At 41.8% G+C, this 15,544-nt stretch carries 12 protein-coding genes and 1 tRNA gene; 8 read left to right on the forward strand and 5 right to left on the reverse strand.

Annotation, left to right across the window (positions count from 1 at the left end; genetic code table 11):
• Nucleotides 1-279 precede the first annotated feature (279 nt).
• The 3 genes from IH598_16160 (at nt 280) to IH598_16170 (ending at nt 3,966) form a co-directional block, all read left to right on the forward strand.
• Nucleotides 280-735 carry a GatB/YqeY domain-containing protein gene (locus IH598_16160; GenBank protein ID MBE0640051.1) on the forward strand — a complete coding sequence of 152 codons (456 nt, stop codon included), beginning with the start codon at nt 280-282 and terminating at the stop codon, nt 733-735.
• Nucleotides 736-902: 167 nt separating this feature from the next.
• On the forward strand, nt 903-1,619 hold the full coding sequence (locus IH598_16165; protein MBE0640052.1) for a ubiquinone/menaquinone biosynthesis methyltransferase: 717 nt from the start codon (nt 903-905) through the stop codon (nt 1,617-1,619).
• A gap of 70 nt (nt 1,620-1,689) precedes the next feature.
• On the forward strand, nt 1,690-3,966 hold the full coding sequence (locus IH598_16170; protein MBE0640053.1) for a PKD domain-containing protein: 2,277 nt from the start codon (nt 1,690-1,692) through the stop codon (nt 3,964-3,966).
• 96 nt (nt 3,967-4,062) lie between these two features.
• On the opposite strand, the gene IH598_16175 is transcribed toward IH598_16170, so the two are convergent.
• Nucleotides 4,063-5,229 carry a glycerate kinase gene (locus IH598_16175; GenBank protein MBE0640054.1) on the reverse strand — a complete coding sequence of 389 codons (1,167 nt, stop codon included), beginning with the start codon at nt 5,227-5,229 and terminating at the stop codon, nt 4,063-4,065.
• 8 nt (nt 5,230-5,237) lie between these two features.
• Nucleotides 5,238-7,829, reverse strand: a complete 2,592-nt coding sequence (locus IH598_16180; GenBank protein ID MBE0640055.1) for a gliding motility-associated C-terminal domain-containing protein — start codon at nt 7,827-7,829, stop codon at nt 5,238-5,240.
• 193 nt (nt 7,830-8,022) lie between these two features.
• On the opposite strand from IH598_16180, the gene IH598_16185 reads away from it, so the two are divergent.
• From IH598_16185 to IH598_16195, 3 genes are all read left to right on the forward strand, one after another.
• On the forward strand, nt 8,023-10,239 hold the full coding sequence (locus IH598_16185) for a bifunctional (p)ppGpp synthetase/guanosine-3',5'-bis(diphosphate) 3'-pyrophosphohydrolase (protein MBE0640056.1): 2,217 nt from the start codon (nt 8,023-8,025) through the stop codon (nt 10,237-10,239).
• Between the two features lie 108 nt (nt 10,240-10,347).
• Nucleotides 10,348-10,830 carry a transcriptional repressor gene (locus IH598_16190; GenBank protein ID MBE0640057.1) on the forward strand — a complete coding sequence of 161 codons (483 nt, stop codon included), beginning with the start codon at nt 10,348-10,350 and terminating at the stop codon, nt 10,828-10,830.
• A gap of 183 nt (nt 10,831-11,013) precedes the next feature.
• Nucleotides 11,014-12,300: an adenylosuccinate synthase gene (locus tag IH598_16195; GenBank protein MBE0640058.1), complete on the forward strand. Its 1,287-nt coding sequence runs from the start codon at nt 11,014-11,016 to the stop codon at nt 12,298-12,300.
• An 8-nt stretch (nt 12,301-12,308) separates the two neighbouring features.
• On the opposite strand, the gene IH598_16200 is transcribed toward IH598_16195, so the two are convergent.
• From IH598_16200 to IH598_16210, 3 genes are read right to left on the reverse strand one after another with little or no spacing between them, the layout of a single operon-like run.
• Complete coding sequence (locus IH598_16200) at nt 12,309-12,884, reverse strand: nicotinate-nucleotide adenylyltransferase (protein MBE0640059.1); 576 nt, start codon at nt 12,882-12,884, stop codon at nt 12,309-12,311.
• 15 nt (nt 12,885-12,899) lie between these two features.
• Complete coding sequence (gmk, locus tag IH598_16205; GenBank protein MBE0640060.1) at nt 12,900-13,469, reverse strand: guanylate kinase; 570 nt, start codon at nt 13,467-13,469, stop codon at nt 12,900-12,902.
• Nucleotides 13,469-14,347 (reverse strand): YicC family protein, encoded by an 879-nt coding sequence (locus IH598_16210; GenBank protein MBE0640061.1) that lies wholly within the window; start codon nt 14,345-14,347, stop codon nt 13,469-13,471. Before IH598_16210 ends, gmk begins: the two co-directional genes overlap by 1 nt.
• A gap of 99 nt (nt 14,348-14,446) precedes the next feature.
• On the opposite strand from IH598_16210, the gene IH598_16215 reads away from it, so the two are divergent.
• Together IH598_16215 and IH598_16220 are read left to right on the forward strand one after the other, a co-directional pair.
• On the forward strand, nt 14,447-15,199 hold the full coding sequence (locus IH598_16215) for a response regulator transcription factor (GenBank protein MBE0640062.1): 753 nt from the start codon (nt 14,447-14,449) through the stop codon (nt 15,197-15,199).
• 125 nt (nt 15,200-15,324) lie between these two features.
• Nucleotides 15,325-15,398: transfer RNA gene (locus tag IH598_16220), tRNA-Ile, on the forward strand.
• Nucleotides 15,399-15,544: the final 146 nt, after the last annotated feature.

Here is a 15,544-nt window from a genome sequence, read left to right on the forward strand (position 1 = left end):
TTCAGCAGAACCTGCAATAACCCGCTACACGCTTGGGGAAGATGATCAGGATAATGCGGAGATCAAATCGAATGATATCCCTTTTCTCCACAATAAACCTGATTGATCCGGCATTAGTAAACGAATTAAATCATTGATTTAGGAGTATCATGCAACATTGTAAAGTTGAAAATTGAACCTCAAAAATCTATGCTATTCAATTTTATATCGATCAGCATTAAAGTGGTTGCACCCAAATAACAACGTAGAACAATCAACGAACTTAAAAACACAAATATCATGGGCTTAGCAGAAAAAATAAACGAGGAAATTAAACAAGCAATGCTTGCAAAAGACAAACGCAAACTTGAAGCGCTGAGAGCCATTAAGGCAGCATTGTTACTTATTAAGACAGGAAAAGATACAAGTTCGGACGAGATTCCGAAAAGTGTCGAGTTGCAGATGCTGCAGAAATTGGTGAAACAACGAAAGGAAACAGCACTGATTTATAAGGAACAAAATCGCCCGGAGTTGGCTGAGGAAGAGATTTTTCAGGCCGGAATCATTGAAAAATACCTGCCCGAGCAAATGAGCGCCGATGACCTGAAAAAAATTGTTCAGGATGTTATTGCAGAAGTAGGCGCCACCGGTATCAGGGATATGGGCAAAGTGATGGGACTTGCTTCAAAAAAACTGGCGGGAAAGGCAGATAACAAAGCCATCTCTGAAATTGTAAAACAGGCATTACAAGGTTGATACTGACCAGGAGGGAGGGTCTTTTAGTTTTTATTCGTTTTTTTTGCTTCTCGAACGAGGCTGTCTCAGAAGTCCTACAACTAGATTTCCAACGCTTTTTAACGTTCTGGGTGAAAAAAAGACTTTTGAGACAGCCTCTTCGTTTTTGGTATTTAAAAAATAATTCAATGTCAGAAGATCACGAAAAGCGTCCTTTGCTTAAAATGTTTACCCAGGTTCCACCTTCATACGATTTGGTGAACCGGATACTCACATTCAGAATGGATGAACAATGGCGCAAACAGGCCGCTGCCGAATGTTTGAAGATGAATCCCGAGCATGTTCTCGATCTCTGCACCGGAACGGGGGATCTCGCCCTCAGGCTTAGAAGTTCATCCCAACCACACACCTCGGTTTCTGCTCTTGATTTCAGCCCGCCAATGCTCGAGCGAGCTGAAATGAAAGCACGGAAACGAAACCTCGCCGGTATCAATTTTTATCATGGCGATGTGGCCGATATGCCATTTACCGATGGACAGTTTGACGCTATCGGAATTGCTTTTGCTTTTCGGAATTTGACTTTTCATAATCCTGACAGGGAAAAATTTCTCAGGGAAATTCTCAGGGTGCTCAAACCCGGTGGCCGATTTGTAATCGTCGAAACCAGCCAACCCAAAAATAAACTGATGCAAAAAGCTTTTCATGCCTATATGCGATGGGTTTCGGCGCCAATCGGGGGAATGCTCTCGGGTCACTGGAGTGCTTACCGGTACCTCGCCCATTCAGCCGCCAACTACTGGAACAGTGAAGCGCTTTCCGGATTCCTTGGTAATTCAGGTTTTTCAAAGGTCGATGCTTACCCGCTGATGGGAGGAATTTCGACGCTTTATGTGGCTGTTAAATAATTACTTGCATTTATGGATTTTTATTAAATTTGCCAAATAACTAATTTAATAACTCAAAACCTGCATTGCTATGAAAAAGACATTTATTCTTACACTACTTTTCCTTTTTGGAGTTCTTACTGCTTCTGCTCAAAATACTTATTTCGTTGCCGTATCAGGTCATGTTTACCAGGATTCAGCAATGACCGCAGTCGCTGATCATATTGTGAATGCTCAGGTCATTGGTTCAGGAATGGTTCAGAATGCAACTTTTATTACTGACGACAATGGATTCTACAGTGGCAGTTTTACCGGGTTTTTCGACGGCCTGCTTGAGGTGTCAACAATTGATTGCAATGGTCAGGAAATTGTTTACTCGGTACCATTCTCTCCCGGAAATAATGTTTTCGAGTTTGATTTCTGGATATGTAATCCGGCGCCATTCGATTGTAAAGCTTCATTTATCTACGAAGTGATCCCCGGTAATGTGGCCACATACGTATCTTTCACCGATCTTTCGTTTGGAAACCCTTCAACATGGAACTGGGATTTTGGCGATGGAGTCACTTCCACTATACAGCACCCTACACACACTTACGAATTACCTGGTATTTACCAGGTTTGCCTGACAATCGCAACAGCTGACGGTTCGTGCACAGATGTGTATTGTGATGATATTTACGCCAACGTGATTTTGCCGGAATGCACCAATTGGTTCTGGTACAATCAGTCTTCCGATTATGTTTTCGAGTTTTATGCTGAATCAGATCCTCCGGCAAGTGATTATTTCTGGGATTTTGGAGACGGAACCACAGGAACTGGCCAAACCATTACCCACATGTATGCTCCTAATACAGGAGACGTTTTCATGGTAACCCTGACGTCTCTCAGTTTCAATCCGGCAACCAGCGATTCATGTGTGGCTGTTTCATCTGATATGGTATATATTTACGGATTTCCCCCAAATGACTGTGAGAACTGGTTTTGGTATATGACAACTCCTGCAGGAAGCATCGACTTTTATGGTGAGGCCTTCCCCCCTGCAGAGACCTATGACTGGGATTTTGGTGATGGGACAACAGGCACAGGTCAATCCATTTCGCATCAATACGATCCCAACCTGGGTGATGTATTTATCGTAACCCTTGTCACAACCTCCTATACAGCTAATGGAGAAATCTGTACTGCAGTTTCAGAGCAGGAGGTTTTCATTGGAAACACCCCGGGAGACTGTTTTAACTTCTTCTGGTACGAGGAGATGGGTAACAATGCCATTCAGCTTTTTGGCGAATCATGGCCTGTCCCGGCTGATGTGTATCAATGGACATTCCCTGATGGTACAGTTCAATATGGACAACAAGTACTTTACACTTATGACCCGGCTATGGGAAATGAATTCGTGGTTTGCCTCGACACCTATATTGGGGCTAATACTATTGACAGTTGTTATGCTCAGACGTGCCAGATCATTTATACAGGCGGATGGTCCGGTGGTATCATTTCCGGTACAATTTTTACCGATAACATTCCGGCTGATCAAGCTTTTGCCATGCTTTACCAGATTTCACCAAACGGAACTGAACTTTTTGATTTTCAGATTACTGCGCCGAATACAGGCATCTACTCCTTTCAGTTTGTTCCGCCTGGTGAATATTATGTGGTTGGTTTTCTCAGCCCGGGCTCAACATACTTTAATCACTATTTTCCAACCTATTATGGCGATGCCCTTTACTGGTATGATGCCACAATCATCAATCCCGATGATTCTTCCATGTTTTACAATATCAACCTTATCCCTGTTTCTGGTTCAGGAAATGGAAACGGTACTGTTTCGGGGAATATCACGATTGAATCGAAAGGCGACCCGGGAGCCAATATGCAGGTTGTGCTGATGAATACTGACAATGAGCCACTGTCATTTACATACAGTAATGAATTTGGGGATTACAAATTTGAAAATCTTGCTTACGGAATTTATCATGTAAAAGTCGAAATGGCCGGAGGAGAATGTGAAATTGCCAATGTTGAACTTACTGCTTCCAATCCGGCAGCAATTGTCAACTTTGTAATTGAAGGTTCTCAGATATTCCTCGGCCTGAATGAAACAGTGATCACTTCCGGAATTGCGAATATTTATCCAAATCCGGTTGATAATTTGCTGAATATTGAACTGTTCTCCGAATCTACCGAATCGATTACAATTACCATTAAGGATATACTAGGGAAAGAAATTAAAACACTGCAGCACCTGACCAGCCAGGGTTTACAGTCTATCCAGGTTCCGGTCAGTGAATTAAAGAAGGGTTATTACAACCTCATCATTCATCATTCATCCGGACAAAGATCATCAATGAAATTTCTAAAATAAGTTTTACTTTTTACAGAAAAAGACTGCTTCTACCCGGGGCGATCTTTTTTTTGTCAATAATAGTAGATTCTTATCTGGTTATAACAAACAAAATTCTCAATCTTCAAAAAGACCATGCCTTATAAACTTTAGTCCATTCTTCTTTAATCCTCCCGCCATCTGCCTTGCGGCATTCTCAAGTAATTGCCCGGCATTTCTGATGGACTCTTCCTGAGATATTCTTTTATGGCTGATGGGTAATATTTGGTCAAAACCCTGATGATAAAGAGATTCAAAACCTTCACCAAGAGTTCCGGCGAAGGCAATCACCGGTTTTTGGTATTTTTTGGCTAAAGTGGCAACCCCTTGCGGTGTCTTCCCAAATTGGGTCTGTTCATCAATTTTTCCTTCGCCGGTAATAATCAAATCCGATTTTATTATCTTTTCTTCCAGGCCGATAATCTGGCTTACAACATTGAACCCATTTTCGATTTTGGCATTTGTAAAAGCCATCAATCCTGCACCAAGTCCGCCCGCTGCGCCTGAGCCCGGCATATTTTCGATGTCAATTTTTAATTGCTCTCTTATAATTGCGGCATAGTGCTTCAAATTTTTCTCAAGCAATTCAACATCATCTGGCGAAGCACCTTTTTGAGGTGCATAAATCCTTGATGCTCCATTGTTGCCGGTCAGCGGATTGTTAACATCTGCAGCCACAATCACCTTACAGCTTTTTAACCTTTGATCCAGCCCGGAAAGATCAATTTTAGCCAAGGTGGATAAGCTTTCCCCGCCCTGCCCGATTTCATTCCTGCCTATATCCAAAAATTTTACACCCAGGGCGATGGCCATTCCCGCACCACCATCGTTGGTTGCGCTTCCTCCAATACCAATGATCATCGTGTTACAACCAAGATCCATCGCCGATTTAATGAGCTCGCCAGTGCCATAAGTCGTGGTTTTAAGTGGATTGAGTTCAATGGTTTGCAGCAATTCAATCCCGGAGGCTGCCGCCATTTCGATTACCATAGTTTTTCCATCTCCCAGCATTCCGAAATAGGAACCAACCTTTCTCATCAAAGGGTCATGCACAGTTGTTTTTATTATTTTTCCCGATGTGGCATCCACCAGCGATTGCACCGTCCCTTCGCCACCATCTGCCAAAGGAACTGAAAGTATTTCAACATCCGGAAGCACCTGACGAATGCCATAAGCAATCTTATCAGCTGCCTCTTTCGACGACAATGATTGTTTGAATGAATTAGGGGCAACAAGAATTTTCATGATTCAGCTTAGCGCATAATGGTGACAGACCCTGTTAGGGTTCTTTTGGTTAGTCCCTCAAGCTGGATTTCAAAAACATCGCACACATAAAAATAGACTCCGTCGCTACAGTCCTTGTTGTTTTCCTGGTTTTTACCATCCCACTTAAAACCCGGATCTGTTGTTTCGTAAACAATCCGCCCCCAGCGGTTGAATATCGTTAAGCTTATACTTTCTACCGAGGTGAATGAAAATGCTTTGTAGTAGTCATTATAACCATCTTCATTTGGTGTAAAAACATTAGGAAGCCGATATGTTCCACAAACGGTGATGTCAACGCAAACCATATTACTCATTTCGCTTAGATTACCTGCAGAATCTATTGCAGCCACAGCATAACAACCTGCAATTGAGCTGAGGTTGGTGTGGATAAATTCGGTAGTATTTGCATCCATTACCGAATCAATTTTCACCAATTCCTGGAGTTCAAAAGGAGAAAAGAAGATATAGTATTTTTCGATATCTTCAGGACATTGCGGCGGGTTCGCCCAATTCAATTTATTTTCCACGGTTTCGCAATTCGACAACACATCAAGCACCGGCGGGCATGGAGGGACGTTGTCAGTTGGAGTACCCGAATTGATCTGCGAGAAGTTGATGATAGGAGTAACAATCCCGGGTGCAGAGTATTTCCCGACGCTTTTTATGTAGTAGGTATAATTTGTCCCATTTTCCAATCCGGCGTCCTGGTAAGCATTCTGCAGACTGAATCCTATGGAATCAAATGCAAGCGTTTCAGGGTTTTGTCTGAATACAGTATAAAAATCATTTTGCCAGGGAGCATTCACATTCCAGGTAAGATTCAGTGAACGGTCACTTGGTTCGATGTTCAGAAAAATTGACCGGGCAATCTGCGTGGAACCAATGAAAACCCGGCTGGTGAGTGGCTGACTGTAAAAATCAATACGGTAAATGAAAGTAACATCCCTTGTGTTCAGCCCTTTGTCGATATAAAGCGTATCGTTGATATTTAAGGTGGAATCCACGCTGCTGAAGGCGCCCGGGTTCTCTGCTGTCGCCCGGTTAATGATGTAATGATAAGGCGAAGGGAACTGAATTGTATCCAACTCGGTGGGTTTAGACCAGCCAAGAAAAATCTCACCGGCGCCGTTGCTGGTTACTTCAACAGAAACGTTTGTAATGATAGGTACGTCCTTGTTCAGGCTGGCACATGCCTCGGCAGAGGCAATACTTATGCTCCCGTCAGCAAAAGTGGCCACTAGGATGTAGCAGTAATCAATACCGTGAATCAGTCCGAGGCTGTTGTTGTCATCAATAAATGCAGTATCATTGATTCCCTGGATTGTGGCTATTTTTTCATATCCTGTATAGGTAGGAACCCCAGTTTCACAATGCTCTGGCATAAAACCATAATAGCCGTTGCGCCGGTACAATTCGTACCCAAAACACTGGTTGCAGGTCGCTTTATTCCAACTTACATGAATGGTATTACCGGCAGGTGTTGCAGTAAGGTTATCGGGTGGCGGGCTTATTACCTGAATACTTACTGTTTTGATATCAACAAGCTGAGGGAAATTCATTGTATCCTTTGCAGTAAAAACAACCTGATAAGGCTGTAATTGCAAATGGGAACAAACCGGTGTCCAACTGAAAACCGAACTCACCTCCCCCTGCCCGTAAACAGGCGGAAAACTCGCCGGGCTCTCATTCTGAATGAATGGACCACCAAGTGCACGTAATGTTAACCAGTCGTTGTTTGGATCATTCGCTGTCACATTAAAAGTCAGCGTTTCACCAATTATTACGCAGGTATCAGTTAATGTCCCTATTTGTGGTGGCTGATTGGTGCAGGCAATGATGGTAATTTGCATGTCGCGGGTTACATAGCCAATTCTGACGCCACTCCGCCATTCTTCAATAATAAAAGCAATATTGTATTCGCCCTGCAGCAACGGTTTATCCCATAAAATTGTCCCCGTAATGGAGTCGATTTCGAAAGTGGTTGTTACAGTGGGGTTAATTTCATTTGGTAAAACATAACCAGGTATAGGCAAACCCGATGCACCCCGACAAGCCACCAAATTGTATGAAAGACTGTCGCCATCCACATCATAAGCCACAGGATTATGCAGATAAAGGCTGTTCACACAGCCATTATCTACAGGTGGCGCCAGAAGTTGTACCGAGTTATTGGGGCCAAGAAAAGGATTAATCACCAACTCGGTTTGAAGAAAAAACGGGACATTCACTGAGTTTGGAATGTTGAGCACACCATAGTTCCTGTTAGGGTCTTCAAGGGTGATCAAATACGCTCCCTGGCCTGGAAATGTGTGTATCGCACCTGCATAAACATTTCTACTGATGTTGTTGGGGAGATTGATTTTTTGTGTACGTTGAACCATCGAACTTCCTCCATCACCCCAAAAAATGCGTAATTCCGGACGATCAGCAGGACTGGGAGTGTAGGTGTAAGTCACAATCGTGAATTCGTATTTGAGGTCTGACAGCGCTTTGTAAGTGATCTCGCCTGCCCGCTGATGGGTGGCAAAAACCATTTGGTTAAGAAGTACAATAAAGAATAGGAAAAGTATCTTTTTCATCAACTTGGCACGCCGTTTTAGCGGTTTCAAAAATATTAAAAAACGATGAGTAGTAATTTCTGCTCTTGTAAACATGAATAATTAAAAAAATTAACGCAAAAAAAAGTGGTTCAGATACAAATTTCTTGCTGTGTTGAGTGGTTTTCGTAAATTTGTTGACTTTCCCGAAATCAATGGTTTTGAAGAGTAACTTATGTACGACGCCGACGAACGCAAAGAAATAGTCAAAAGATACCGCGAGCTTTTAAAAAGCTGGAAGCATCGCCGCAACAAGGAGGAAGCCCAGATGGTGCGAAAAGCCTTCAACCTTGCAGTGGAGGCACACAACGGGATGAGGCGCCGCTCTAAAGAGCCGTATGTTTACCATCCGCTTGAAGTAGCGATGATCTGTGCCAAAGACATGCGACTGGATGCCACCTCGATTGCCTGTGCCTTAATTCATGATGTTGTAGAAGATACTGATGTCACACTTGAGGACATTGAACGTATTTTCAATCCAAGAATCGCGACAATTATCAGTGGACTTACCAAAATAAAGGATGTGCTGGACGATGGAACCCGCTCCTTCCAGGCCGAGTACTTCAAACAGATGATCCTGACACTAGTTGAGGATATGCGGGTGATTATGATCAAACTGGCCGACCGCCTGCACAACATGCGCACACTCGAGCACATGAGCCGCGATAAACAACTCAAAATTTCCTCTGAAACTCTCGTCCTGTATGCACCCCTTGCTTACCGGATGGGACTTTACAACATAAAAACCGAACTTGAAGACCTCTCTCTAAAATTTACCGAACCTGAAGTGTATACACATATCCATCAGCAGGTTGAAAACACTGAAAAGGACAGAACAAGATTCATCAATAAATTCATCTATCCCATAAAAAACCTCCTGGTTAAAGAGGATATAAAACATCAGATTCAGGTTCGTACAAAATCGGTGTTCAGCATTTGGCAAAAAATGCAACGTCAGAACATTTCCTTCGATGAAGTGTATGATGTGTTTGCCGTTCGGATTATCCTTGACGTTCCAATTGAACAGGAGCGACTCGAGTGCTGGAAAGTTTATTCGCTGATCACCGAAATCTACAAACCTAAGCACGATCGGCTGCGCGACTGGATTTCGATTCCAAAAGCCAACGGATATTCTGCTTTGCACACAACAGTAATGAGCCATACAGGAAGATGGGTGGAAGTTCAGATTCGCTCTGCCAGGATGCATGAAATCGCTGAATCGGGTTTTGCATCGCATCATTACTATAAAAATATGGCCGATGAGGGGAAAGTTATTGAAAGGTGGCTTAATCATATCCGGGAACAATTTCAAAACCAGGACAATGATGCATTGAGTTTCTTGGACGACTTTAAACTTGATCTTTATTCGGAAGAGATTTACACGTTTAGTCCTAAAGGTGATATGATCAAGTTACCGGTCAACTCATCCGCACTCGATTTTGCCTATGCCATTCACTCCGAAATCGGCAACCGCAGTATTGGCGCCAAAGTCAATCTGGCCCTTGTCCCTTTGAAACACCAGCTCAAAAGCGGCGACCAGGTGGAGATCATCACTTCAAAAGTCCAAAAGCCACAGGCCGAATGGTTGGAGTTTGTGTTAACCTCCCGCGCCAAAAGTTATATTAAAGAGTCGCTGAAGGTGGAGAAAAAAAAGTTCTATAACGACGGGAAAGAAAAACTGAAAGAACTCCACGAAGCTATTGGAGTTGAGTTTAACAGGCAAAACATTAAAAAACTGCAGGATTTTTTTTCCATTGATAGCGTAGTTGATTTGTTTTATGACGTAGCAACCGGAAAAATCGGTCTGACTGAAATGAAAAAATGCTGGAAAATATCTGATAAAAGCCCGTGGTTCATGCCATTTATTCCATTTACAAAAAGTAAACAGACCACTGAAAAAGAAAACCATGAACCTTTAGCCGAGCGAATCAGAAATAAACCGGAAGAAGTAGTTCTCGGCGAATCCATAGATACCGATTATAGAATCGCTAATTGTTGCAATCCCATCGCTGGTGACGACGTGATCGGACTGATCACACCGAAAATGCCGATTCTTATCCACCGGGCAAACTGCAAGATTGCTCAAAGCATGATGTCAAGTTTTGGTAATCGCATCGTTAAAGCAAAATGGAACAAGAAAGATCCGGTGCTTTTTCTGGCAGGAATTAAATTTACAGGAATTGATAAAATCGGGCTGATCTTTCAACTGACCGAAATTATTTCGAATAAATATAAGCTTAAAATAAGGTCGTTCAATCTCACCAGTTCAAATGAGGTTTCCGAAGGTAAAATCATGCTATATGTCCGGGATACGCAAAACCTGAATGACCTGATCAATGAGATCAAAACCATTAAAGAAATCAAAAAAATCAGCCGGATGAACCCGGAATAAAAAAAATCCTTCCGCTTTAAAAAAAAGTAGCTGATGAATAAAAAATTATATTTTTGTCACCTATTAATTTTTATTTTGACTAAATAATAACTTATAGCGGTCAATGCCATGTTTAACGAGATAAAAGAAAGAAATTTTTCTTTCGATGCAATAAAGAAAATCTTTATTGAATACCTCGAACAGAAAAAACACAGAAAAACTCCGGAACGGTTTACGATCCTAAAAGAGATCTATAATACCGACGGGCACTTTGATGTGGAAACACTCTACATCAGGATGAAAAATAACAAATACAGGGTGAGCCGCGCTACACTCTACAATACCATTGAACTTTTGCTCGACTGTGACCTGCTGATTAAGCACAATTTTGGAAGCAATTGCGCCCAATTCGAACGTTCATTCAGATTTAACAAACATGATCACTTTATTTGTATTGACACTGGTGTCGTCAAAGAGTTCTACGATCCCAGGATCACTGAAATTAAAGCCTCAATCGAAAGAGAACTTGGTGTAAAGATCACTCATCATTCTCTCACTTTCTACGGTCAATGCAACGGTCATGAACTGAACCCGGCTGAAAACCAGAATTAGCCAACAGATCATCTTAAAAAAGAAATTTCACGATATCCCCCGGAAACCGGAATTCATAAGAATGAGTTCCGGTTTTTTTGTTTCTCTCCTTCGCTTCAAATCTTAATCCCCCAAAATAAATTTATTTACTTTTATGCCTTCGTTTTTCTTGTTTTTTTCATCATAAATCAAAAATGAATGCCGATGAAAGTTGATGTTTTATTGGGTTTGCAATGGGGCGACGAAGGTAAAGGTAAAATTGTTGATGTACTTTCGCCCGGCTACGATATCATTGCCCGGTTTCAGGGTGGGCCTAATGCAGGCCATACCATCGAATTTGAGGGACTGAAATTTGTGCTTCATACGATCCCTTCAGGGATATTTAACCCGGAAAAGATGAATGTAATTGGCAATGGGGTGATCATTGACCCGGTTGTATTCAGAAAAGAGGTTTCGCAATTACACTCAAAGGCCATTAATCCGCAACAAAACCTTTACATTTCAAAAAAAGCGCACCTGATCCTTCCTGGTCACCGGCTGCTCGATGCCGTGTATGAAGCTTCAAAAGGGAAAGCAATGATCGGTTCAACACTAAAGGGGATTGGTCCTGCTTACACTGACAAAGTTGCCCGGCAGGGAATTCGGTTGGGTGATATTTTCAGTCAGGATTTCAGGCAGAAATACATAAAACTCAGAAATAGCCACCTTCAGATTATAGACACATTCAAGGTTGATATCAGTGCTTTCAAAATTGACGGTTTAGACTTTGAAGCGTATGAAAAAAATTGGTTCGATGCCCTCGAAGAGATGAAAGTCTTTAAGTTTATCGACAGCGAATATTTTATTAACAAGAGCCTGGCCGAGGGGAAACGGGTTCTGGCCGAAGGCGCCCAGGGGTCATTACTCGATATAGATTTTGGTTCCTACCCATATGTAACTTCGTCCAACACCATTATTGCCGGTGTTTGCTCCGGATTGGGGATTCCACCTTCAAGAATCGGTAAGGTTTATGGTGTATTTAAAGCTTACTGCACCAGGGTTGGCAACGGGCCTTTTCCTTCTGAACTTGACGATGAAACAGGTCAAATAATGCGTGACGAAGGCCATGAGTATGGTTCAACCACTGGCAGGCCAAGGCGTTGTGGCTGGCTTGATCTTACCGCCCTCAATTATGCAATTATGCTTAGCGGCGTCACCGACTTGATTATGACCAAAGGGGATGTGCTAAGTCGTTTTGGTTCATTGAAAATTAGCATTAAATATATGAGTGAAGGGAAAGAGGTTGATCAGATCCCATTCGATTGCCATCATCTTACACCGGTTTACAAGGAGGTTGGAGGGTGGAATTGTCCTATCAGTCATATTCTTGATTTCGAACAATTACCAGCAGAATTAAAGCATTACCTAAAATTTATCGAAAAGCAAACAAGCACTCCTGTTTCCATAGTTTCAGTTGGTCCCGACAGGAAGCAAACAATCATCAGGAACTAAAAACCGGGTTACCGGTAGAATCCCTTCACCTGAACATACTTCCAGACCTTTTCAGGAAGCATGTAGCGTACATCCTTCTCTATGCGGATTGACTGACGTATGAATGAAGATGAGATTTCTAGCAATGGAGCATCAATGGTCAAAACCGCAGAATGCCGTTTATACTCAGCAGGGTCAAAACCTGGGCGGGGGTAAATGTAGAAGTGATAATTCTTTAGTAATAGCCTGTAATTCTTCCACCTGTGGAACTCCCTGAATATATCGGTTCCGGCAATAATCACGAATTTACGGTCAGGATGTTCACCCTCTAGCTTTTTTAACGTGTCGATAGTGTATGAAGGGCGTGGCATTCCGAACTCGATATCGCTGGCTCGGAAAACCGGATTGTTCTCAATGGCTATTTTTACCATTTCAAACCTGTCTTGTTCATCAAGTAAATCAACTATCTCTTTCAGAGGATTATGGGGTGAAACCACAAACCACACTTCTTCCAGGTCAGTATACTGTTGCATATAACCTGCTATGATCAGGTGACCGATGTGTATCGGGTTAAATGAACCAAAGAATAAACCTGTTTTTTTCATTTTATCCGTTCATTTTCACGAATTAATGAAATCAGCAATCGCCCGGTATGCTTCAGCAATGGCTTTTTCGATGATATCGTTTGTGATGATCATGTCGAACTGTGGAGCAAAAGTGAGTTCATATTCCGCTTTTTCGATTCGTTTTCTGATGGTCTCATCTGAATCAGTTGAGCGACTACGCAGCCTTTTTTCAAGCTCTTCAATTGATGGTGGCTGGATGAATACAGAAAGGCAAAGATCGGAAAATTGTTTTTTAATGTTCAATCCTCCGATTACATCCACATCAAAAATCACATGTTTACCATTTGCCCAAATCCGTTCAACCTCCGATTTCAGCGTGCCATAATAACTACCGGAGTAAACTTCCTCCCATTCAACAAACTTTCCCTCCCTTATTCTCTCCCTGAATTCTTCAACAGAAAGAAAATAATAATCGACACCTTGTTGCTCATTTACTCTTGGTTGACGGCTGCAGGCTGAAATTGAAAATTCGAGATCCAATCCGGCAGCAAGCATTTGCTTTACGATGGTCGTCTTACCAGAACCTGACGGCGCCGACACCACAATCATTTTTCCTGGTTGCATTACAAAATATTAAAAAGTTGTTCCTTGATTTTTTCCAGTTCATCTTTCATGAGTACCACGAGCTTTTGAATGTTCCAGTCGTTGGCTTTTGATCCAAGTGTATTGATTTCGCGACCGATCTCCTGGATGATGAATGCCAGTTTCTTCCCTCCCGAACCAGGTTCGTCAAGGGTTTGAAGAAAATATTCACAATGGTTTTTCAGCCGGACTTTTTCCTCAGTAATGTCAATTTTTTCGATGTAATAGATGATTTCCTGCTCAAAGCGGTTCTGGTCTATTTTATCTGCATCAAAAGTGCTTTGCAGTTCCTTGCGAAACTTCTCCCTTATTTTTCCTGTACGTTCAATTTCAAAGGGAGTCACCTGGTCGCAAAGACCGGTGATAATGGCAATCCGATTTACAAACTCTGAGTGCAGTTTCTGTCCTTCTTCGCACCGGGATTCATCACATCGTTCAATGGCCAACTTAATCGTATAAACAATCTGATTCCACTTTTCATCGTCCGGAGCATCGGCATCAGGTTGCATTACTTCCGGCATTTTCAATAATGTGGAAAGAATTGACGGATCTTCCTGCTTCAGTCCCAATTCGTTTTGCAAATTCTTGATTTCGTTGTAATACTTTTTTACGATGTTTTTATTGATGAAAATCGTGTCGGGATGTCCCGATTCATCGAAAGAAAGCGTGAAATCAATCTTCCCGCGTTCAAGTCTTTGTGACAATAGTGATCTGATATCCAGTTCTTTGCTCTTGAAACTGGATGGGATTCTCAGCATCGGGTCAAATTGCTTGCTGTTAAGCGTTTTAATTTCGGCAGTGTATTTAATCCCGTTGATTTCCTTTTCGGCTTTACCGTAGCCGGTCATTGATTTAATCATGAAAATTTTTTAGCAAATGTAATTTAAAAGAAATTAGGGTTATCGAAAAGTGAATTTTATGTATCTTTACTCGTTGAAAATCCAATTAAAACTCATCCATTGAAGATCAGCACTGTATTAATCGAGGACGAGCAAAATGCACTTGATCATTTGAAGGCATTATTAGCTGATTTTTGCCCAAATATCGAGTTGGCAGGCACGGCAAATAGTGTTGCATCCGGGGTGGCAATCCTGAGGGAATGCAATCCTCAATTAATTATAGCCGATATTGAGTTGCCTGATGGGACCACGTTTGATATCCTCAATCAAATCCCTGACTTTTCTTTCAATATCATCTTCATTACAGCTCATTCAGAATATGCGATCAAAGCATTTAAAATCAGCGCCATTGATTACCTTTTAAAACCAATTGACATCGACGAGCTGATTGCTGCAACCAATAAGGCTGAAGAACAGATGAGCCATCAATCGCTGGAAGCCAGGATAAAAGCGTTGCTGGGAAACTTATCCAGGGCAGATTATCAGGATAAAAAAATCGTACTGACCTATAATCATGTCTTTCATGTCATCAATATTACAGACATTATCTTTTGTCAATCAGAAGTCAACTATACAAACTTTTATCTGCGTGATAACAGGCAAATCCTATCATCAAAAAATGTATCGGAGTTTGAAGAGATGCTCAATGAGCATGGATTCTTCAGAGCCAATCGTCAATACCTGATCAACGTGAAGCATATCGTTTCGTTCAATAAAACTCCATGCGGGTATGTAAGCATGGTAAATGGCTATGAAATCCCAGTCTCTTTTCGCAGGAGAGATCTTCTTGTTGAACTGATCAGTAAACTATGATCGATATTTAATTAAGCGTCAATCAATCCACCCGGTTACAAAATCTAAGTTTTTATTTGCTAATTCAGAACTAAGTCATATTTTTGCCACCCAATTTTTTTTTCGTTTATTGATCGTAGAGTATTGGGCCTATAGCTCAGTTGGTTAGAGCAACTGACTCATAATCAGTAGGTCCCTGGTTCAAGTCCAGGTGGGCCCACACAAGTAAAATGATAACCCGCCGGACCAGTTTTCAGCGGGTTTCTTTTTTCTGTGACTGTTCCAAAGCATTTAAAGGTTTATAATCACACATATCATAACTTACCATGAATTTTAAACCCGAAAACATTACCAATCTTATCCTCG

It is taken from the genome of Bacteroidales bacterium (genome assembly GCA_014860585.1).
Lineage (GTDB): Bacteria > Bacteroidota > Bacteroidia > Bacteroidales > 4484-276 > RZYY01.

What these genes read in the sequence shown, in the direction of transcription:
- IH598_16160 (MBE0640051.1), top strand. Translation starts at nt 280, where the DNA reads ATGGGCTTAGCAGAAAAAATAAACGAGGAAATTAAACAAGCAATGCTT.
- IH598_16165 (MBE0640052.1), top strand. Translation starts at nt 903, where the DNA reads ATGTCAGAAGATCACGAAAAGCGTCCTTTGCTTAAAATGTTTACCCAG.
- IH598_16170 (MBE0640053.1), top strand. Translation starts at nt 1,690, where the DNA reads ATGAAAAAGACATTTATTCTTACACTACTTTTCCTTTTTGGAGTTCTT.
- IH598_16175 (MBE0640054.1), bottom strand. Translation starts at nt 5,229, where the DNA reads ATGAAAATTCTTGTTGCCCCTAATTCATTCAAACAATCATTGTCGTCG.
- IH598_16180 (MBE0640055.1), bottom strand. Translation starts at nt 7,829, where the DNA reads ATGAAAAAGATACTTTTCCTATTCTTTATTGTACTTCTTAACCAAATG.
- IH598_16185 (MBE0640056.1), top strand. Translation starts at nt 8,023, where the DNA reads ATGTACGACGCCGACGAACGCAAAGAAATAGTCAAAAGATACCGCGAG.
- IH598_16190 (MBE0640057.1), top strand. Translation starts at nt 10,348, where the DNA reads ATGTTTAACGAGATAAAAGAAAGAAATTTTTCTTTCGATGCAATAAAG.
- IH598_16195 (MBE0640058.1), top strand. Translation starts at nt 11,014, where the DNA reads ATGAAAGTTGATGTTTTATTGGGTTTGCAATGGGGCGACGAAGGTAAA.
- IH598_16200 (MBE0640059.1), bottom strand. Translation starts at nt 12,884, where the DNA reads ATGAAAAAAACAGGTTTATTCTTTGGTTCATTTAACCCGATACACATC.
- gmk (MBE0640060.1), bottom strand. Translation starts at nt 13,469, where the DNA reads ATGCAACCAGGAAAAATGATTGTGGTGTCGGCGCCGTCAGGTTCTGGT.
- IH598_16210 (MBE0640061.1), bottom strand. Translation starts at nt 14,347, where the DNA reads ATGATTAAATCAATGACCGGCTACGGTAAAGCCGAAAAGGAAATCAAC.